Origin of the sequence: Halomonas sp. H33-56 (assembly GCF_040147035.1) — a bacterium.
Classification (GTDB): domain Bacteria; phylum Pseudomonadota; class Gammaproteobacteria; order Pseudomonadales; family Halomonadaceae; genus Halomonas; species Halomonas litopenaei.
In genome coordinates this window covers 2,092,581-2,115,225 of record NZ_JAMSHP010000001.1, presented here as the reverse complement: position 1 = coordinate 2,115,225, position 22,645 = coordinate 2,092,581, and the positions used below count along the sequence as shown (strand labels likewise).

Sequence of the window (22,645 nt, the reverse complement as noted above, 5' to 3'; positions counted from 1 at the left end):
ATAACTTCTCGATAACTTCTCGATAGCATCTCGAGATCCGCAAGAGAGACCGACCACCGAGACAACCAAGCGCATTTGAAGAATGCCATGAGCCAACCAACGTCATGAGCGAACTGATCACCTCCTCCTCGCCGCAAGAGACCCGCACAGCGACCGGCGAACAGGGCTGCCGCCCCGGCTGCGGCGCCTGCTGCATTGCGCCGTCGATCAGCTCCCCGATTCCCGGCATGCCGGCGGGCAAGCCCGCCGGCATCCGCTGCGTGCAGCTCGACGACGACAACCTGTGCCGCCTGTTCGGCCGACCCGAGCGTCCGGCGGTGTGCGAGCGCTTCGACTACGATGCCGATATCTGTGGCAGCCATCGAGACCAGGCGCTGGCCAATATTGACGAACTCGAACGCCTGACCTGAGTCGGGCTTACTTGCGCCGAGTAGCCGTCGCTCAGCGTCTTCTGCACCGGTTGTCTATGTTCAGGCAACCCTCATTTCCGCGCTCCCTACTGACGCCCTCTCCACTGCCTCCTCATCAGTGATCCACCAACAAGAAAAGGCCGCGCCACCCAAAGGTGGCCCGGCACTCTTTATGACACTCCGGGCTGTATAAACCCCAACCCAGGTGGTGACGGCACTAAACTATTCCACGTCGAGCTGCCCGTTATTGCGCAGCATCGTCAGGAAGACCTCCGACGACTGACCCTCCATGCTGACACCGTCCAGGGTAATCTTCTGGTCGGCGTTGCTGTGCTGGACGTCGAGCCCGCCATCGCTCTTGATGTAGAGCACGGTGTCTCCGTTCTCCTCCTGGGCAAAGATAAAGCTGTCCAGCGCCGACTGATCGGGATCAGTACTCGTGGAGTCAAAGTCGTTGAGCAGATCCCCCAATGCCAGCTTATCGGCCTCTGGGTCCATGCTCAGAGCCGCATCCTTGACGTGGAAATCACTGACCGTATCGTGGGCGGGGTCCGTCGTACTACCGACATCACCCAGACTCCACTGGAAGGTGTCGGAACCGAGCCCACCAAGCAGAAGATCATCGCCAGCACCGCCAATCAGCACGTCGTCCCCGCTGCCCGCGAAGAGCTGATCGTTGCCTTTTCCACCATCGATGCGATCCTGACCACCGTCGTTACGGCTGTCACCCGACAGGGCTTCATAGTTGTCCTTGATAAAGGCCAATATCTCTTTCTGGGTCGGCTCTGTCCCGCTGTTCTGAGTGGTCAAGTAATCGACGAGCCCAGCATAGCCACTACCCGCCTCACCACCGACACCCGCAGGATCGATCTGATCACCGAACAGCACGTCATCACCCGCGCCACCGTCCAGGGTGTCACCGCCAAGGTCCGCTGGCTGATCGAAGGACGCCCCCCCCTCCAGCGCCGTTGCAAACTCCTCGGCAGAATTGACGATGGCCACCTCACCGGCCGGTACAAGCTGGTCGTCCGTATAGCTGTAAAGATCGAGTGAAATGTCATGAATAAGCAGTGAGAAGAAGTTCCCAGCAGCGTTTTCTACTTCGAACTGCAGCCTGTATGTTCCTCCTTTCAACCCATTTTCCATAAACTGAGTCGAGCTACTATTGATACTGCCCGACGGCGATATTGGCAGCGAGGTGGCAACAACATCCCAGTCGCCTTCCTCATTTTGCATTTCCAGCGACCAAGAGAATCTGTCGCTTGGATTCCCTTCCTTTTCGAAGTCGTTTGGGGTGTCGGTCACGTAGTCAAATGACAAGGTATAGAACTGGTTGGTACCAGCAGGCTCATCCAGGACGATAGCATCGCTGGTGGCGACAGTACTGCCATCGCCAGCACCACTGTCTCGAACGCGCAGATAGGTGCCGACCGGGGTTCTATCAATGGCTATGTGGCCATTGGTTGTCTCCACCGCCCAATTATCGATGGAAGCGAGTCTTCCCGTGTCCCCCGTGTCAAAAGTGGCAAGCATTTCGGTACTGCCTACCGAAGCCCCGGATTCCAGAGGAATCGGCACCATCTCCAACTCACCATCTGCCGTGTTGTCGAAAATCTTCAGAAAATCGCGACCTACATCATCACCTATCCCGATCGCTTCCACCCGACTGATGGCGGCCAGCGGTTTGTATCCTTCAAGCGCATTGGTAACATCCTTATAGGTGGTAATATTCCCCGCATCACTGACACCAACTTGACCGTTGTCATTGTGAGAATTAGGCTGACCATCCGTCATGAAGTAGGCAACGTTATTGAAACCGCTCCGACTAACATCCGTCATCCACTCAGTAGCGGTAACAAAGGCTTGCTCGAAATTGGTTCCAGAAATAATCGCTCTACTATCCAGAAAGTCATTGACGTCACCCAGATCTTCAGGTGAGAAATCATTGAATGCGATCGAAGGCGAATACTTCCCGCCGAACGCCACGATCTGGACATGGATTGTCCCCTCGAAATCGGCCAGCTCGGTAAGCTTGGCACGTATCGCCTCGATCGCCACCTTGAAGCGTGAATTGCCGTTTTCCAACACGGCGCCCATGCTTGGCGAAACATCCACGATAAAGGAAAGGTTATAGTCCTTGGCAGGTTCAAGCACGGCATGCTTCCCGCCAGCATCACCGAGAACCACATCATCACCACTCCCACCGGTGATGCTGTCATCGCCACCGCCTCCGACGAGTAGCTGGTCATCATCCGGCAGTGCCAGGGTCAGGGTGCCATCGACAGTGTCGCCGTCACCATCCGTTCCGGCCAGTGACAAGGACAGCGCCGGATCTTTCTCCGCCTCGGAATAGGCGAAGTCGCCGACCGAAAATGGCCTTGTGCCGTCCAAGCCACGAAACTCGATCGCTTCAAAGGCCTCGCCGGTTGTAAGCATCAGCTGGGCATCGGCGGGAATGTTTCTCACATTGAGGGTGCCATCGGCGTTTTCCTCAATCGTCACCAACGAGGTGATATCCTTGCCGGCACCATTCACCAAGCGAACATCACTTTTCGCAAGTTCCAGCACGTGGCCGCTGACGGCAACCGGATGGCCACTGGTATCGGTACCATCTGGAGCCGAGGCAATCGCTTTGATCCCGACATCCGTCAACGTCCCGTTTTCCGCATTGATAAACTGACGGAAGTGCGTAATGCCTCGATGGTTATCCCAGCTTGGTGCGGTGTCAGAAAAACGCAGGTTATCAACGAAATCGAGGCGTACAGCTTCGTCGAGTCCCGTCAGATTGTCGTGACCCGCGGCTAGTTGTGTATCCCCATCAGTTCGCAACCAGGACGCCCAGGGGCCTTTATAGGTCCAGGCGGACGCCACGACATCGGCTGCTCCATCGGCACCCTCAAAGGCGATGAAACGATGGCCCGAGCCGGACCCATCGGTGCCAAACTCACGCACAACGTGCTTGCTGCCTTCACTGATTTCCTTGCTGGCATCATCAAATGCCCTGATCCCCTCATCGATGACCTCTACCTCGTAGGTAGAGCCATCCGCCGACAGGCTCGCCTTGAAGGCCACGCCGCCACTCGCGGTCTTCGCCTCCAACGTCTTGCCGTCGCCACTCAATTGGTAAGTCAGAACCTCGCCGTTCGACGTGAGCAGCGTCCCGCCATTGACACTCGTGACCTCGGTACCGTTCATTACGTCGCTGAATGTCACTTTACCAATGTCATCGGCACCCGCCTCGAAGCGAACCTCACCCGTCTGGCCAGATTTTAACTGCGCTTGCTCCGCCTCCCAGACAACAGGCGTATCATCGTCAATCAGCACCGACAGCGTGCCCTGGACCTCGCTGCCATCGGCATCGGTCACGGTGTAGCCGATGTCAAACGTCAGGTCGTTCTCGTCATCGCCCGCCGCATGCTCAAGCGCCTGGTGCAACGTCACCTTGTACTTGCCCTCGGCCTGATCGGCCATGGCGATGGTGATCACCGGTTCTTTTTCGGAGTTGCTATCGGTCACCGTCCCGGTGAGCGTGTGCCCATCAGGGCTGAGCTCAAAGCTCACCTCACGACCGTCCGCTGTCTTGAGGTCGTCGGGCAGACCAGCCAGGTTCCACTGGAAGGCGTTGCTATCGGCGGCGCCATCGTCGCCAAAGCGGTAGCCCAGCTCGCCTTTCACGACGGAGGCCTCTCCTGCCACATCGCCGGTACCTCCGGCGTTGCCACCAGCCAGTCCGTCTTCGTCGACGGTCGCCTTCGGGCTCTGGGTAGTCGGGTTGTCGCCATCTCCGGGAACGCTGGGGGTGGAGTCTTGCGCCACCTTCACCGTCAATGTCGAAGACGACTTGTCTCCGTCACCATCGGTGATGGTGTAGTCGATCACGGCGTCGCCTTCGAAGGCCCCTGCCGGAGTAAAGGTGATCTCACCGTTGGACGCGATGGCCACCGTACCGACGCCTTCCCCACCCCGGACCGAGGCCTTGGTCAGGATTGCGCCATCGTCGCCTTGGGTGTCGCTTGTGCCGTCATTATTGGTCAACACGTTGTAGGTTTTCGCCGTGTCTTCCGCCGTCTCGGTGGTGTCGGCGACCGCCTCTGGCGAGGTATCGAGGATGTTGATCTCCAGGTTGGCGCTCGTGCTATCGCCCTCGTTGTCGGTCACCGTCAGCGCAAAGCTGTCCAGCACCGTGGCGTCATCGCTGTGATCTGCCCTCTCGCCATTCTCGGTGTAGGAGTAGGTGATCTTGCCGCTGGCCGCGTCGTAGTCGGTCACCGTGACGCTGCCGTGCTTGCCTTCCACCACAACGCTCTTGGGTGCCCCCGGACCAGTGCTCGCCCCAGTGATATCGACGGTCTTGCCACTCTGGTCGGTCAGGGTCACCTGCTTGATGCCGGCATCCGCCGCCACCGTCATGCTGCCAGTGACCGTGGCTCCGCTACCTTCCACCACGCTGTGATCGCCGGCCACCACCTCTGGACCGTTCGGATCACTGTCGTCCGGCTCGTTGCCATCAGGCTCGTTGCCGCCCGGCTCGTTGCCGTCGGGAATCTCGATCGTCGGCACGTCGTCGTCGCTGCCGTTGATGGTGATCGTCAGCGTCGCGCTGCTGGTATCACCGTCGGCATCGGTGAGGGTGTAGCTGAAGGTTTCTTTCAGCGTCTGGTTGTCCTTCAACGCCTGAACGTCGGCGTTGTCAGGATCCACGCGGTAGCTCCAGCTACCGTCGTCATTGTGGATGAAGCTTCCATAGCTGGCGGAGGCGTTGCCGGTGAAACCATCAAAGGTCATGCTGTCGGCGCCGGCGCTGTCATTGTCGAGCACATTACCGCTGATCGCCGTCACCGCCTCTTCACCCAGTGCCGCGCTGTCATCCTTGGCCTCCGGGGCGGTATCGATGATATTGATGTCCAGACTCTCGCTGACAGTTTCACCGGTAGAATCGGTCACCACGATGTCAAAACGATCAACCACGCTACCGTCACCAGCCGCGTGGTTGGCAGCCAGTCCATTCTCGGTGTACTGGTAGGTAACGACTCCGCTTTCCGGATTAAAACCGGTAATGGTTAACGTACCGTGCTCCCCTTCAAGTACCAGTGGATTCTCGTCAGAAGTACCTGCGATGTCTCGCCTACCAACACTGATCGATGCGACTCCAGCCGGCGCCGACACAGTAAAACTGCCGGCCACAAACGCCTGACTGCCCTCCACGGCACTGTGGAACCCGGCAGTTGCCCCTCCATCACCGTCTTCAAACTCTATTGACGGAGCGCCCGAGTCGGCATCGTTATCATCCATGTCATCAGCTATACCACCCACCTCCCCGTGCCCAGCCGATTCGACAATGAAAGGATCACCGAAGGAATAGGACTGTGAGCCAGAGGTTTCGGTAATTCTCATCAAACGTACAAAGTCAAACCCATCATGGCTTGCCCCCTCCCCACCACCCGCACTGGGCTCCTCGAGCGCTTCGAGAATGTCGGTGGAACCCTCAGCGATCAATTCCAACAGTTTCGAAACATCCTCCCGGCCCAAAAAGTCGACGGAGCTTGCATCGCCCTGTCCCTGCTCTTCGGGCAACGAAACCTGTTGGGCTCCTACGAGGAGGGCCGCGGGTCTACCATCATCGAACTGAAGAGCCACACGCGAACCCTCGGCAGTGACAATGATATCGCCGGCGTTCAGGCTATCTCCTTCTTCCAGAGCGATAACTTCACCATCCGGGCGTTTAGCCCAGGCCTTACCTTGCAGAGAAGTGACGACGACGTTTGTCACAGGCACATGGACCTCGCAATATTCGTATATAAAAGTAAGAATATAACCACAAACTAATACGAATCATGCTATCCGTGTAACAGGAGGTTACACAGTGTACCAATGGACAATAGGACATCAGATCTTGAAATGTTTCGCCCTGATTTTTCCTTTTTTCTTTGCAGTTACGGTATTTTTTTACTCTCCGCCGTAAACGGATATGCTTGTTATTGCAGATTTTGTAGGACATTTCTTTCTGTTGTGCCCGATCTAGAACAGCGTGTCGCTAGATACTCCGTTGCAAGTGACCGACGGCTTGAGAAAATACAGGAAAGGCGAATCTTGAATAGGCAATTAAAGGCGAAAGGAAAAGGGGCAAAGAACTAGGCGCTGTCCGAAAAGTCGACGAGCGAAGGTTAGACAAGGCAAAAATTGGTGAGAAAGCGCAGTTTACGGGGTGTAAATGAGCATTTTGATCCGATTTTTAACGCCGTATTACCGAGCGCAGGCACTTTTCAGACAAGCCCTAAGGAATCGAGCAGAAATAAACGTTGCCTTTTAACATCCTGTTTGCAATCCAAGAACAAGAAAATGCCGGGCCACCCAAAGGTGGCCCGGCTCTCTCTTATGGCAACTCTGGTCATGACGACCCAGGCCTACTCCACGTCGAGCTGCCCGTAATTACGCAGCATCGTCAGGAAGGCCTCCGACGACTGACCGCCCATGCTGACACCGCTCAGGGTGATCTTCTGATCGGCGTTGCTGTGCTGATCATCGAGCCCGCCATCGCTCTTGATGTAGAGCACGGTGCCACCGTCTTCCTCTTGGGCGAAGACAAAACTATCCAACGCCGACTGGTCAGGGTCAGTGCTCGAGGAGTCAAAGTCGTTGAGCAGATCCCCCAGGGACAGCTTGTCGGCATTCGGATCCATGCTCAGAGTCTGGTCCTCGACGTGGAAATCACTGACCACGTCGAGGGCCGGGTCGGTGGCACTGCCGGCGTCTCCCAGATTCCATTTGAAGGTGTCGGACCCCAGTCCACCCAGCAGGAAGTCGTCACCGGCGCCGCCGATCAAGATGTCATCGTTGGCGCTGGCAAACAATTGATCGTCGCCCTGCCCGCCTTCCAGAAGGTCCTGGCCGCCATCGGCACGGGTCTTATCGATCAACTTGTCGTAGTTGGCCTTGATGAAGTCGAGCGTCTCTTCCTGGGTCGGCTCCGCACCGTTCTGGCCAGTCAGATAGTCGACCAGACCGTCGTAGCCACTACCGGCCTCACCACCGACGCCTGCGGGTTCGATCTGATCGCCGAACAGGATATCGTCCCCCGCCCCCCCGATCAGATGGTCGTTGCCCACCTCCTGCGGCACATCGGAAGACGAGCCACCATCGAGTGCGGTCTCGAACTCCTCGGCGGAATTGACGATAAGATCTTCACCGGCTGGCACCAGTTCGTCGTCGGTGTAGCGATAGAGACTGCGTGAAACGCCTCCCACCGCTAATACGAAGTCGGACGAACCGGTACCGTTATCCACATCGAAAGCGAGCCGGTACGTCCCCCCTTTCAGACTATTGGCCATGATCTGGGTAGTGGTGGTGGTACCTACCGCATTCTCGAAATTGTTTGACACGACTTCCCAGGTGCCATCATCGTTCAGCTTTTCCACTCGCCAGACAAAGTGGTCCCGAACAATTCCGTTGGAACTTTCTCTGTCACTTGTCTGGTAAGTAAAGGCAAGACTGTAGAAGTCGTTGGCGTTAACCGGCTCAGACATTGTGATGCTGTCGCTGACCACCGTGGTAGCTCCATCATTGGTGCCGCTGTCAGCGATACGTAGATACGTCCTGCTGCCATTTCTCACGACGCTGACCGACCCGCTGCCACCTGTCTGGTGCCAGTTCTCCAGTTGTCCCAGGCTGCCCGTGTCACCGGCATCGAAGGTTGCTGGATAATCGACCGATTGCGTCTCACCTGACGCATAGGGTAACGGCACCATTGTCAAGCCACCGTCAGCGGTGTTATCAACCACCTTGAGTATCTCGCGATTGACATCGTTGCCGATACCAATGGCTTCCACTTGACTAATCTGGGCAAGTGTCTCGTACGCCTTGACAGCCTGCGAGACGTCCAGCGCAGTGGAATCGTTGGGCGAAGCGGTCACACCAGTGCCCGCAGTGGTGTTATGAAGTGTCGGGCTACCGTCACTCAGGAAGTAAGCCACATTGTTGTAGCCATTGGAGCTGGTTTCCGTCATCCAGTCGCTGGCGACGTTAAAGGCTTCTTGGTAGTTGGTGCCATCTTTCGCCTCTAAAGAATCCAGAAAGTCCTTGGCATCCTGGACATTGTCCTGTGACAAGTTCAAGAACGGTTCCGACTTCGCGGCCTGGGCAAAACCGACAAGTTGTACATTAATGATGCCCTCAAACGTCGCGAGCTCATCAAGCTTGGCCTTGAGCGCCTCTACCGCGACCTCAAGCCGCGTCTTGCCGGTATCGCCAAGCTTAAACGCCATGCTGCCCGACGTATCCAGGATAAAGGACAAGTTATAGTTCTGCGCCGGCTCCACCACGGTGTACTTGCCGCCGGTGTCGCCGATCAGGACGTCATTGCCACCACCACCCTGGACGGTATCGTCGCTGTTGGTTCCAACCACCAGGGCGTCGTTGTCGGTGGCGGTCACGGTAATGGTCAGGCTGGCGTCACTGGCATCGCCGTCCCCATCGGTCAGCGTATAGGTAAAGCTCTCATCGACGGTCTGGCCCTTGTCGAGCGCCGCGACCTCGGCATTGTCACTATCAAGCGCGTAGCTATAGCCGCCCTGGGTGTCGAGGGTCAGGGTGCCGTACTGCCCCTTGATCACCAGCTTGCCGTCGGCATTCAACGAGGACACCGTGGTAGAACCCTGGCTGACGGCGGTGACGCTGGCCCCATCAGCACCGGGGGCGTCGGCCTGATCACCACTGGACGCCCCCGGACCACCGATCACGTTGCCGGAGACCGGCGCCATGTTCTCGATGATGGCGTTGGTGTCGCTCGTCGCCACCGGGGCATCGTCATCGATGACCACTGACAGGGCACCATCGGCCTGGCTGCCATCGGCGTCGACGATGGTATAGGTGGCATCGAACAGCAGATCGTTTTCGTCGTTGCCGGCTGCATGAGCGAGCGCCTGGTGCAGCGTCACCTGATAGGCTCCACTGCTCTGATCGGTCAAGGCGATGGTGACCACGTCTTCGCTGCCGCCACTGCCATCGCTCGCCGTGCCGGTCAGGGTGTGGCCATCGCTGCTCAACTGGAAACTTACCGCTCGACCATCTGCCGTCTTCAGATCGCCCGGCAGGCTCGCGACGTTCCAGGTAAAGGCCCCGCTCGCCGCAGCGCCATCGTTGCCAAAGCTGTAGCCCAGTGTTCCGCTCGTGACCGTGTCCTCACCCGCCACATCGCCGCTGCCGCCAGCGTTGCCACCGGCCAGGCCATCCTCGTCGAGGGTGGCCGTCGGGTTCAGGGTGCTCGGATCGCCATCGCTTTCCGGCGTTGACGGGATCGCTGCCTCCCTGTTTTCCAGCGTCAAGGTACCGCTGGCGGCATCCCCGTCGTTGTCGGTCGCACTCAGGGCGATGTCGATGCTGCCGGCCTCGGTCAAGGCCGAGTTCGACGTGCGCGTCAGATAGAAGGCACTGGCATTACTGACGCCATACAAGTTGATGGCCTCGAACGGCTCATCGGTGTTTAGATGCACGTATCCGCCACTGGGGACGCCACTGATCCTCAGACTACCGTCAGCCAGCACCGTCACGTTGCCACCCGACGGAAATCTCACATCGTCTGGCGAAAGCGCAAGCACCCTGCCTTGCTGCTCGAAGGGTATCCCTGAACCGCCCCCATCACCGTCATAGACGATAGCCTGCAAGATATGGGTAGAGGTTGCCTGACTGGAAGGACCGCCGGCCGCGCCGGGGTTGATACCGTAGCTGAAGCGAACGACCTCTTGATGCTCCCCCCAGGATAGGCCTTGGCCGCCATAGGTGGCTGAATCGACAAAATCGAAGCGCATCACCTCGTTGGCACCGGTCTTCTGCGTTCCCGCATCATTGCCGTTGAACCCGCCAACAAAGAGCCGATCCGCACTACTGGCACTGTTGAAATTCGCACCAATCGCACTGTTGGCATTGGTGTTATAGCCGGTAAACAACACGACCGGGGCTTCGTCATCAGCGGAGTTGGTAAAGGTACGAGCGCTATTTCCTCCCCCGAAGGTCTTGGCATCCCGTTGAACGAAACCAGATTGTACCTGGCCAGCGTTGATACGCTCGAAGCTGGTCACATCGTACTGTGAGCCGTCTCCTGCCAGGCCCACCTCAAAGGCCACTGTGTCGCCAGCGACCGCTTGAAGGGTCAAGCCGTCGGCACTCAACTTCCAGAGTAGCGGCCGAGTCACCAGGAAAAGCGCGTTACCATCCTGATCAAACACTCGCTGTCCATCGAGCGAGGCGTCGAAGCCGATATCGCGAAGACCGTCTGCGCCGGCCTCTTCGAAGTTGATATGGCCGCTGGAGCCCGTCACCAGGAGCCCGGTGTCTGCCACAAAATCAGAGGGAGTATCATCGATGATGGCGACATCCAGTTCGCCAGACGCCGTATTGCCCCGGACATCAACCACCTCAACAGCGAAGGTATCCGCGAATTCCGTATCCGTGGCCCCGCTCTGACTGTCGTTGTCGACCTTACGCTCCAGCAGATACTCGTAGCTGAGCGTACCTCCGCTCGCATCACCGCTGTATCCCGTCAAGGTCAGAGTGCCGTACGGGGTATCCAGGGCGACGGGATCGCCGGACAAGGCTTGCAGGTCGGCAAGCGTCAGGCTTCGACCTCCGATGCTCAGCGTCTCGAGTCCATCCGGCGTATCGACATCGAAGCTGCCGGCGCGTGTCAGTTCGCTGCTATTGCGCTGACTACCATCGGCCAGGTTGGCCTCGCTGACGACCAGTTCGGAAGCGAAAGGGTCGAGTCCGGCCAACTGAGCCCTGCCCGGCAGCGTAAGCTCCAGAGTCCCCTCGGCGGTGTCACCATCCCCGTCGGTTCCCTGCAGCCCCAGGGACAATGCGTCGTCAGCATCGAAGGTCCCGTTCAGCCAGGTGTACTCGAAATCCCCCAGGGTAAAACCGACTCGCGTATTGGTATTCGTGGCGCGGATTTCGATCGCCTCGAACGCACTCTCGGTCTCGAGAACGAGCCGAGCGCCATCGGGAACCCCAGACACCGAAAGAGTTCCATCAGAATTCTCCACGATCGTCACGGACGCGGTAATGTCGTTTCCTGAGCCATCCAGAAAACGGAGCTCATCAACATCCAGGGCAAGCGCATCGCCGCTGACCTCGTGCGGATGACCGCTGGTGTTGTCACCGTCAGGGGCCAAGGCAATGGCGGTTACCTTGAACGATGCGGGTGTTGTCCGCCCATCCAGGTTGGCGAGGTCGACTACCTGTTCAAAACGAGTAACGCCCCGGTGTTGCTCCCAATTGGGCTCCTCGTCGGAAAAGCTCAGATTATCGACGAAGTCGAAACGTGCCACTTCGTTGTACGTGGTCCTGTCGTCACCGCCTGGTGCCAATTGGGTGCCGCCATCCGTTCTCAACCAGGACTCGCCCGGAAAATTGAAAGACCAGGCGGACACCACCACATCGGGGCCGCCATCGCTACCGTCAAACGCCACAAACCGATGGCCTTGAGTAGAGGTATTGTGCCCTTCATAAAAGACTTCTGTTCTGCCATCACTGATAGCCTGGCCTGAGTCCGCCAGCGTCATGATGGCATCATCAAGGACATTCACCTCGTAGCTGGAGCCATCCGCCGCCAGAGCTATTTCGAAGGCCACGTCGCCACCGGCCGTCGTCGCCTCAAGCGTCTTTCCTCCATCGTTCAGCCGGTAGGTGAGACGTTCGCCATTTGAGGTCACCAGGGTCGCGCCGTTCAGGCTCAGCACAGCGCTGCCATCCAACGCCGAGGAAAACTGCACGGCGCCGATACCGTCGGCTCCCGCTGCATCTGCGAAGTTGATATCGCCAACGGTGCCTGAAGACAACACGCCATCGACGGTATCGAAGGCCACCGGCGTATCGTCATCGATCACTACCGTCAACTTGCCTATCGCCTTGCTACCATCGCCATCGGTGATGGTATAGCCGACGTCAAATGACACATCATTCTCGTCTTCGCGCTCGGCGTGCTCGAGCGCCTGATGCAGCGTCACCTGGTAATCGCCGGCGGCCTCATCTGTCAGCTTTATGGTGATGACTGACTCGGCGCCGCTGGCGCCGGCTACGCTGCCGGCCACGGTATGTCCACCGTCGACAAGTGAGAACGCGACCTTGCGCCCGTCTGCTGTATAGAGCTCGGGCAGATCCGTCAGATTCCATTGGAAAGCCTTGGTGCTAGCCGCACCATCGTCGCCAAAGCGGTAACCCAGATCTCCAGTGGCGACAGTGAACTGTCCGTCCACATCGCCAGTACCGCCCTTGTTGCCACCGGACAAACCATCCTCATCGACGATCGCCACGGGGCTCTGGGTGGTCGGATCGGTGTCGGTCGACGGTGTGGTTGGCGTGGCGTCGGGCTCCACCGTCACGGTCAGGGTCGAGGACGCGGTGTCACCGTCGCCGTCGGTGAGAGTGTAGTCGATGACCGCCTTGCCTTCGAAGCCCGCCGCCGGGGTATAGGTGACGTTACCGTCGCTGGTGAAGGTTACGCGACCGACGCTATCGCCGCCCTGCACCCTGGCCTCGGTCAGGATCGCGCCATCGGCGCCCGGGGTGTCGCTGGTGCCGTCATCATTCTTCAGCACGTTGTAGGATTTCGACGTACCTTTATCGGTGCTGGTGGTGTCGGCTACCGCACTCGGGCCATCGTCACCGATGGCGATGCTCAGGGTGCCATCAGCGGAGGTATCGCCATCGCTGTCCACTACCCGCACACCGAAGGTCTCGGGCACGCTATCGTCCAGACCCGTTTTGTCCTTGTCGTCCTGACTCGCGCTGCTTGTCAGGGTATACGACCAGCTGCCGTCAGTGTTCACCGTCAGGGTGCCGTAATCGCCGGCGACCGTGGTGTCATCGGCGGTGATCGGGACCCAGTCGCCGTCCTTGTCCTTCACCTCGTAGCGCGCCAGGTCATCGTTGCCGGTGCTACTCTTGAACTGGCCGTCGGTGGTCTCGCTGTTGCTGGCGGCGTTACTGCCCGGAGACTGACCTGCTCCGCCATCAAGCCCTGCTTCCTGCACGCTATAGGCGCCATCGGCGGTCGTCGGATCGCCGTCCGGGCCACTCGGGTCGATGGTCGGTGTGGAGTCCGCCGCCACCGTCACGGTCAGGGTCGAGGACGCGGTATCACCGTCGCCATCGGTGAGGGTGTAATCGATCACCGCCTTACCTTCGAAGCCCGCCGCCGGGGTAAAGGTGACGCTGCCATCGCTGGTAAAGCTCACGCTGCCCTGGCTCGGATTGCGCAGAGTGGCGGTGGTCAGGGTGGCGCCGTCGGCACCCTGGGTGTCGCTGGTGTCATCACTGTTGTTGAGCACGTTGTAGCTGACCGCCGTGTCCTCGGCGGTGCTGGTGGTGTCAGCCACCGCGCTCGGGCCATCGTCACCGATGGCGATGCTCAGGGTGCCATCAGCGGAGGTATCACCGTCGCTGTCCACCACCCGCACACCGAAGGTCTCGGGCACGCTATCGTCCAGACCCGTTTTGTCCTTGTCGTCCTGACTCGCGCTGCTTGTCAGGGTGTACGACCAGCTGCCGTCGGTGTTCACCGTCAGACTGCCGTAGTCACCGGTGACCGTGGTGCCATCGGCATTGATCGGGACCCAGTCGCCGTCCTTGTCCTTCACCTCGTAGCGCACCAGGTCATCGTTGCCGGTGCTGCTCTTGAACTGGCCGTCGGTGGTCTCGCTGTTGCTGGCGGCGTTACTGCCCGGGGACTGACCTGCACCGCCATCCAGTCCTGCTTCCTGCACGCTATAGGCGCCATCGGCGGTCGTCGGATCACCGTCCGGGCCGCTCGGGTCGATGGTCGGCGTGGAGTCGGCCGCCACCGTCACGGTCAGGGTCGAGGACGCGGTATCACCGTCACCGTCGGTGAGGGTGTAGTCGATCACCGCCTGGCCTTCGAAGCCCGCCGCCGGGGTGAAGGTGACGTTGCCATCGCTGGTGAAGCTCACGCTGCCCTGGCTCGGATTGCGCAGAGCGGCGGTGGTCAGGGTGGCACCATCGGCACCCTGGGTGTCGCTGGTGTCATCACTGTTGTTGAGCACGTTGTAGCTGACCGCCGTGTCCTCGGCGGTGCTGGTGGTGTCAGCCACCGCACTCGGGCCATCGTCACCGATGGCGATGCTCAGGGTGCCATCAGCGGAGGTATCGCCATCGCTGTCCACCACCCGCACACCGAAGGTCTCGGGCACGCTGTCATCCAGACCCGTTCTGTCCTTGTCGTCCTGACTCGCGCTGCTTGTCAGGGTGTACGACCAGTTGCCGTCGGTGTTCACCGTCAGGGTGCCGTAATCACCGGCGACCGTGGTGCCATCGGCATTGATCTCGACCCAGTTGCCGTCGCTGTCCTTTACCTCATAGCGCGCCAGGTCATCGTTGCCGGTGCTGCTCTTGAACTGGCCGTCGGTGGTCTCGCTGTTGCTGGCGGCGTTACTGCCCGGGGACTGATCTGCACCGCCATCCAGTCCTGCTTCCTGCACGCTGTAGGCGCCATCGGCGGTCGTCGGATCGCCGTCCGGGCCGCTCGGGTCGATGGTCGGCGTGGAGTCGGCCGCCACCGTCACGGTCAGGGTCGAGGACGCGGTATCACCGTCACCGTCGGTGAGGGTGTAGTCGATGACCGCCTTGCCTTCGAAGCCATCCGCAGGGGTAAAGGTGATCTCGCCATTGGACGCGAAGCTCACCGAACCCACACTGGCCCCGCCCTGCACGCTGGCCGCGGTCAGGGTCGCGCCATCGGCGCCCTGGGTATCGCTGGTGTCATCACTGTTGCTGAGCACGTTGTAGCTGACCGCCGTGTCCTCAGCGGTGCTGGTGGTGTCGGCCACCGCACTCGGGCCATCGTCACCGATGTCGATAGTGAGATTGGCCGGGTCGGAGGTATCGCCATCGCTGTCCACCACCCGCACACCGAAGGTCTCGGGCACGCTATCGTCCAGACCCGCTTTGTCCTTGTCGTCCTGACTCGCGCTGCTTGTCAGGGTGTACGACCAGCTGCCGTCGGTGTTCACCGTCAGGGTGCCGTACTCGCCGCTGACCGTGGTGCCATCGGCATTGATCGGGACCCAGTCGCCGTCCTTGTCCTTCACCTCGTAGCGCACCAGGTCATCGTTGCCGGTGCTGCTCTTGAACTGGCCGTCGGTGGTCTCGCTGTTGCTGGCGGCGTTACTGCCCGGGGACTGACCTGCACCGCCATCCAGTCCTGCTTCCTGCACGCTGTAGGCGCCATCGGCGGTCGTCGGATCGCCGTCCGGGCCGCTCGGGTCGATGGTCGGTGTGGAGTCGGCCGCCACCGTCACGGTCAGGGTCGAGGACGCGGTATCACCGTCGCCATCGGTGAGGGTGTAGTCGATCACCGCCTGGCCTTCGAAGCCCGCCGCCGGGGTAAAGGTGACGTTGCCGTCGCTGGTGAAGCTCACGCTGCCCTGGCTCGAATTGCGCAGAGCGGCGGTGGTCAGGGTGGCACCATCGGCACCCTGAGTGTCGCTGGTGTCATCACTGTTGTTGAGCACGTTGTAGCTGACCGCCGTGTCCTCGGCGGTGCTGGTAGTGTCGGCCACCGCACTCGGGCCATCGTCACCGATGGCGATAGTGAGATCGGCCGGGTCGGAGGTATCGCCATCGCTGTCCACCACCCGCACGCCGAAGGTCTCCGGCACGCTGTCATCCAGACCCGTTTTGTCCTTATCGTCCTGACTCGCGCTGCTTGTCAGGGTGTACGACCAGTTGCCGTCGGTGTTCACCGTCAGGGTGCCGTAATCACCGGCGACCGTGGTGCCATTCGCATTGACCGGGACCCAGTCGCCGTCCTTGTCCTTCACCTCGTAGCGCGCCAGGTCATCGTTGCCGGTGCTGCTCTGGAACTGGCCGCTGGTGGTCTCGCTGTTGCTGGCGGCGTTACTGCCCGGGGACTGACCTGCACCGCCATCCAGTCCTGCTTCCTGCACGCTGTAGGCGCCATCGGCGGTCGCCGGATCGCCGTCCGGGCCACTCGGGTCGATGGTCGGTGTGGAGTCCGCCGCCACCGTCACGGTCAGGGTCGAGGACGCGGTATCACCGTCGCCATCGGTGAGGGTGTAGTCGATGACCGCCTTGCCTTCGAAGCCCGCCGCCGGGGTAAAGGTGATCTCGCCATTGGACGCGAAGTTCACCGAACCCACACTGGCCCCGCCCTGCACGCTGGCCGCGGTCAGGGTCGCGCCATCGGCACCCTGGGTGTCGCTGGTGTCATCACTGTTGCTGAGCACGTTGTAGCTGACCGCCGAGTCCTCGGCGGTGCTGGTGGTGTCGGCCACGGCCTCGGGCTCGGTATCGAGGATGTTGATGTCCAGACTGTCGGAACGGCTTTCACCGGCAGTGTCGGTGACCACTACCTCGAAGCGATCGACAACACTGTCATCGCCGGCGCTATGATCCGCGCCTTGCGAGTTCTCGGTATAGCGATAATCAACGGCACCATTGGCAAAGCCGATGATCTCAAGCTTGCCCTGGTCGGTTTCTATTACCACTGGATTGTCGGCGGTAGCCTTTGTAATATCCGACCCGGCGATGGTCGCAGTGCCGATTCCTGCGCTGGCTGTCAGCAGCATCTCGCCTGAGACCGTCTCGCCACTGCCCTCCACTACGCTGTTGTCGCCGGCCGTGACGTCACCATCGCTGTCCTGGATCACCACATTGGGATCACCATCCGTGCTACCGTCGATCAGCACGGTCAAGGTCGCAGTACTGATATCGCCATCGGCGTCCTTGACGGTGTAGCTGAAGGTCTCCATCAGATGCTCGCCATCATCAAGGGCCTGCACCGCCGCATTCACCGTATTGACGGAGTAGCTCCAGGTGCCGTCACCGTGATCGGTGAAGGAGCCATATCTTGCTGAAGTGTCGTCGAAACCTACGAAACTCAGTCCATCGGACCTGGCAAGGTCGTTATCCAGCAGGTCACCGGAAATCGGCGCACTGCTATCTTCGCCGACCCGGGCAGCGTCATCTTCAGCCAACGGCACGGTATCGAGGATATTGATGTCGAGGCTGTCACCGGCTTGCGACCCCCGATTGTCGGTCACCACCACCTCGAAGCGATCAAACACGCTGTCGTCACCGGCAGAGTGGTCGGCTGGCTGACCGTCTTCGGTATAGACGTAGTCGATCGTCCCGGTATCAGGATCGAAGCCGGTGATCGCAAGGGTACCGTGCTGCCCATCGATCAGGACTGGCGTTGCGGCCGAAGCGCCCGATACATCGACGCCCGAGACAGCAACACGCGCCACACCGGCAGGAGCCGTCACTGTCACGCTGCCGGTGACAGATTGGCCACTTCCTTCAACGACGCTGTTGTCTCCGGCCGAAACGGAGCCCTCTCCCGCTTCGATCGGCGGTAGATCGGGCTCACCTTCCGCCAGGAAAACCTCTTCGTCGTCGGCGATGGGAGTCCCACCGCCCTCTACCGACTCCAGCGACTCCACTGCTCCCGCCCCACCAAAGGAGTAGCTCTGGGGATCAACAGACTCGGAGATGCGCAACAGGCGCACGAAATCGAAGCCCTCTTCCGCGCCACCGCCACTTTCCCCCAGGCCAGGTGCCTCTATCGCCTCGAGCAGATCGGGTACCTCCGACTCGAGCAGACGCAACAGCTCCGTTACTTGCTGCTGGTCCAGAATCTCGACCGAGGAAGCGTCGCCCTGCCCCATATCCTCGGGCAACGAAACCTGCTGCGCATCGACCAGCGTGACACCGGGCCTGCCGTCCGCAAACTGCAGCGTCACGAGGGCGCCGTCCGCCGTGATGACGATATCGCCGACGTCCAGACGATCCCCTTCTTCCAGAGCGATGACGTCGCCATTCGGCCGTTTGACCCAGGCGTTTCCTTGCAATGAGCTGACAGTAGCGATGGTAACAGGCACGGGGACCTCGAATTTTTCGTAACGGAGCGTAAGACAATGGCTAGTAAACTGGTACGAATAATACTACTTACGTTACACATCGTTACACACTGTACCAATGGCCAATAGTCGCTACGATCAAGTAATGCACCTTCCGAGATACTGCTTTCCTCCTAGTCACCATAGAAAGTCATGCTTTTTGCTGCCACTTTTGTACGTTTTATCGTCTGTTTCATGCTGATTTCGGAACAGCGTGGTGCGAAATTGGCCCTTGCCAGGAGCGCTGGCGACGAGAACACGCAGACTGGGGACGCCTGGAGCTGACAGCGCGAGGCGCCTGGGAGAAACAAACAGAAACGCCCGACTGGCCAAGCCAGTCGGGCGTCGTCTTGTCGGTGAGACGTCAGTGAATGGGTAGCTAGCGCATCAAGCGTCGGTGGTCTGCGATACCCGACGATCAAGCAGGCTTCGCCAGCGCATCAACACCGGCGCATCGCTCAGGCTGACCTGGGACAGCAGGCGGCGAAACTCGCTTCGAACCGCATCGTCGTCGGGATCGACACACGTCAGCCAGACTTCCAGGGCCCCGAGCAATTGATGAAGGTTGCCGTCCCGCTCCGCCTGGGTACGCGCCTGCTCGGCGAGGGTCCGTACCGCTTCGGCGTCGCGACCCAGGCGGTGGCGTACCAGCGCCAACTGGGTGGCAAGCTCCGGGACAAACAGCGTCGTGCGCTCTCGGGCCATCAGCAGACACTGATCCAGATAGTCTTCGGCCTGCTCCAGCTCCCCCATGGCAAGACAGGCGTCCACGTACCACAGGTTCGGACGCTGACTCGGGTCCCGGCCGGTCACTTCCGCCAGTTCCTCGTGGGCCGCCTGAAGCTGCTGCAGGCCTTCACGACTCCCCGCCAACGCCTGCTGCCATCCCAGTACCGCACGGGAGGCGACCTGCCATAGGTGCAGATCGGAGCTGCCGGTGAGCTCATACGCTCGCTGGGCCCGATTGGCCGCCTCGTGGACATGCCCAAGCTGGCGATACAACGCAGAGGCGTACATCAGCGCCATCGCCAGACTGCCGGGATGATGGATCTCTTCCGCCAGGCGGATGGCCGATTCCACATGGCGTTCCGCCCGCTGGTAGTCGCCACGCAGACACAGCGCCCATCCCTGGAAGCAGGCAGCCGCCACCTGGGGGTGGTCAGAGAACGGCAACCACTCGATCATCATCGGCTTGTTCAGCGGATCCAGCTCTTCCAGATGGTCATAGGCCTGGCGAATTCTGCCAGCCCAGTACTCACAGCTTGCCCCGGCGTAGTCGGCCAGGCGCTGGTAGCGCGGGTCCTCAAGGCGCAAGGCGAGATCGTTCAGCCGCGAGGCCAGCAGAAAGGCGTCGGCGTGGGCGTTGCGCTGACTGCAGCCAACCCATAGTCCCCACTTGACCAGGAACGCCTGCTCGAGATCGTCCTCATCCTCGAGGTCGGTGGTGCACTCAGCCAGCAGCTCGCGTGCCTTGACGAAGCTCTCGTGGGCGGTAGGCGAACCATGCCCCTCCAGGGCGAAAGCGGCCTGGCCACGCACCGTCAGCAGGCTGATTTCGCGCTCTGCCTGGGGCTCGACCTGGCGCAGACTGGCGAGGCCGGCGTCGGCCATCTTCAGCGCCGTGCGATTGGCACTGACCTTGAGCGCCTCCCGGGCGGCAAGCTCGAAGTAGCGCGCGCCTCGAGCGTAGTGACCGCTGCGCCGCAGGTGCATGGCGAAGTCACCGGGATGACGACTGATCCACACCGGGAAACGTTCTTCGATCAACTGAACCACGCGGCGATGCATGTCGACCCGCACGTCACGCGGACAGGAAAGATAGGCTGCCTCATGCAGCAGCTGGTGGGTGAACTGAAATTCTCGCGCCCCCACGTCACCATCGGACGGCTCGATGATCTCGAGTCGACGCATTTCTTCCAGCGCCCGGCTCAGCCGTTCCGGCTCCCAACCGCTGCACTCGGCCAGAAAGTCGAAGCGGAAGTGGCGACCCAGCACTGCAGCGATGTGCGCCACTTCGCGATCGCCATCCAGTTGATCGATGCGACTGGTCAACAGGCCAAGCAGGCCGTGGGGCAGTTCGTCGAGCTGGACGCTACGCCCTTCCCGCCGGTCCATGTCGAGACGACGACAGATCTCCTGCAGGTAGAGCGGGACGCCATCGCAGCGCTCGATGATCTGGCCTCGCAGGCGCGGCGACAGATGCAGCCGATAGCGCCGAGCCAGCTGGGTCAACAGCCGCGATGACTGCATGGCATCGAGCCTGCCAAGCGCAATCTGCTGATCCCAGTGCAGTCGGGTGGGCAAGGATTCACGACCATGATGGCTGGCGATCAACAACAGCGGACAGTTGATCGGCAGCCGCGCCTGGAGGCCGGCCAGCACCTTGAACGATGGCTCGTCGACCCACTGCAGGTCGTCGATCATCAGTACCAGCGGACGTTCCTGTGACAGCTCATGAATCAGCCCATGCAGAAGCGCCACCACCGCTTCCACCGCCTCGCTGCTCTGCGCCAGCAGCGAGACTTCGTGAGGTTCGCGAATACCCATGGCCTCTTCGAGCCAACGAATATCGTCGTCATCCAGCTCGCTTAGCCCCAGGCGCTCGACCAACGCGGCCAGGCCCTCGCTGTCGATCTCGCCCCCCAGATGCCAGCGCACCAGGTGGCGCGCCACACCATAGGATTCCTGCACCGACATGCGGGTGTTGGGCTGCCAGCAGATGGTGGCGTCGCGACTCTGCTCAAGGTGACGAAACCCCACCAGCAGTGCCGACTTGCCAAGCCCCGATGGCCCCTTCACCAGCACGCTCTGACGCAGACCGATACCGGCCCGCGCCAGGGCGTCGCGCAGCATGCGCAGCGCGTTCTCGCGCCCCACCAGGCTTGGTGGCGTCGCGTCACGGCCGCCCTCATTGGTGCCCAGCACCAGGGCACGCAGGCGAACTCGGCCGTCGCTTGCCACCAACCGGGAAAACAACCTCGGTTGCAGGTCCAGCGCCGGCGGCATGTGCTGGCTGGCCTCCTGAGAAATGACGAGTTCGCTGCCCTCGGCGGCGCTCATCAGGTCGAGTGCCCGCTGGGTCACCTGACCCAGTGGATCCACCAGGTGGCGCGACGGCAGATAGACCACCTGGCCACTGTTCAGGCCCGCCGCCAGGGTCATGTGGGGCAGGCTCCCTTCACCGGTCCAGTGTCGCTGCGACTCTTCCGCCAACAGACGTCGACAGTGTTCGTACAGGGCCACCAGTTCGGCCAGCTGATGCGCCGGCCCATGGGTACCGAAACAGGCAAGCCCCAGCCCGCCCGTGGCCCCGGGCAACCAGAAGCCACCCAGATGGTGGCACTGCTTCTCGAGCCAGCGCATCAGTTCGATCTGCAATGCTAGACAGGCCCGCGTCTCGGCCCGGCTACCCATGTCGCCGTCCAGTGTCAGGCGAATCGCCATGACCGACAGCTGTCGGTGCTCGACCTCTTCTTCACCGAGCGGCGGACTGTCCATCGCCAGGGTCCGCGAGAAGGCGCCCTTGGGCGACAAGGACGGGTTTTCGGGCTGTCCGTCGGACCAGTAACAAGCCAACTGCAGGAAACTGGGGTCTGGCTGTTGCCCGGACAGCGCCAGCAACTGCAAAAAGGCGTTGTACTGCTCATGCGCCGCCGCCATCTGGCCTTGCTCGGCCAGTTGGCGCACCAGCTTTTCATGAAAGGGAGCGTAGCCGGAAAATCGGCTGACCAGCTCCTGCAACAGCGCATCGGGGATGCTGCCTTCCTGGTCGAGCACGTCCTCGGCGAAGCGAATGACCCGCTGGCGCCACTCGTTGCGCACCTGAATCAGCCAACGCTGGAAATCGGGACAGGCCGGCAGCTGCAGCTCCTCCACCAGGTCGCCTCGATACAACCCCAGCAATTCTTCCAGGGTGTCGATGTCACGACTACCCTCCAGCAGCCGCTGCAGGTCATGAACATCGAACCCCCATTGCGCCGGCAGTTGAAAGGCGATGGTCTGGCGCGACACCGTCAACACCTTGTCGGCCTCATCCCCCAGCGACTGGCGCAGACAGTGAAGGGCATGTCTCAGGTTGGTACGACCGGAGGACAACCCCTGGTCGGGCCACAGCAGTTCGGCCAGGGTCGCGCGGTTGACCGGCTGCTGATGCAGCAGCAGGTAGACCAGCAGCGCCTTGACCTTGTCGTAGCTGAATTGAACGAGGACATCGTCTCCCAGGTTGAGGGAAAAGTGCCCAAAGAGTGCCAGGTGGTCCTGGTCCGTTATCTGGGAAGCATCGTGTTGGGCGTCCCGCATGATGGTGTC

4 protein-coding genes are annotated in these 22,645 nt (G+C 60.6%); 1 reads left to right on the top strand and 3 read right to left on the bottom strand.

What is annotated here, in order from left to right:
* Nucleotides 1-104: 104 nt before the first annotated feature.
* Nucleotides 105-410 carry a YkgJ family cysteine cluster protein gene (locus NFH98_RS08965; RefSeq protein WP_124804677.1) on the top strand — a complete coding sequence of 102 codons (306 nt, stop codon included), beginning with the start codon at nucleotides 105-107 and terminating at the stop codon, nucleotides 408-410.
* A gap of 222 nt (nucleotides 411-632) precedes the next feature.
* On the opposite strand, the gene NFH98_RS08960 is transcribed toward NFH98_RS08965, so the two are convergent.
* The 3 genes from NFH98_RS08960 to NFH98_RS08950 all read right to left on the bottom strand — a co-directional run bounded on the left by NFH98_RS08960 (nucleotide 633) and on the right by NFH98_RS08950 (nucleotide 22,636).
* The gene (locus tag NFH98_RS08960) at nucleotides 633-6,179 is read right to left on the bottom strand and encodes a retention module-containing protein (RefSeq protein WP_349622573.1); all 5,547 of its coding nucleotides are present in this window, start codon (nucleotides 6,177-6,179) and stop codon (nucleotides 633-635) included.
* 635 nt (nucleotides 6,180-6,814) lie between these two features.
* A complete protein-coding gene (locus tag NFH98_RS08955) occupies nucleotides 6,815-18,319 on the bottom strand; it encodes a retention module-containing protein (RefSeq protein WP_349622572.1) in 11,505 nt (3,834 codons plus the stop codon).
* Between the two features lie 405 nt (nucleotides 18,320-18,724).
* On the bottom strand, nucleotides 18,725-22,636 hold the full coding sequence (locus NFH98_RS08950; protein WP_045994932.1) for an ATP-binding protein: 3,912 nt from the start codon (nucleotides 22,634-22,636) through the stop codon (nucleotides 18,725-18,727).
* Between the last annotated feature and the right edge of the window lie 9 nt (nucleotides 22,637-22,645).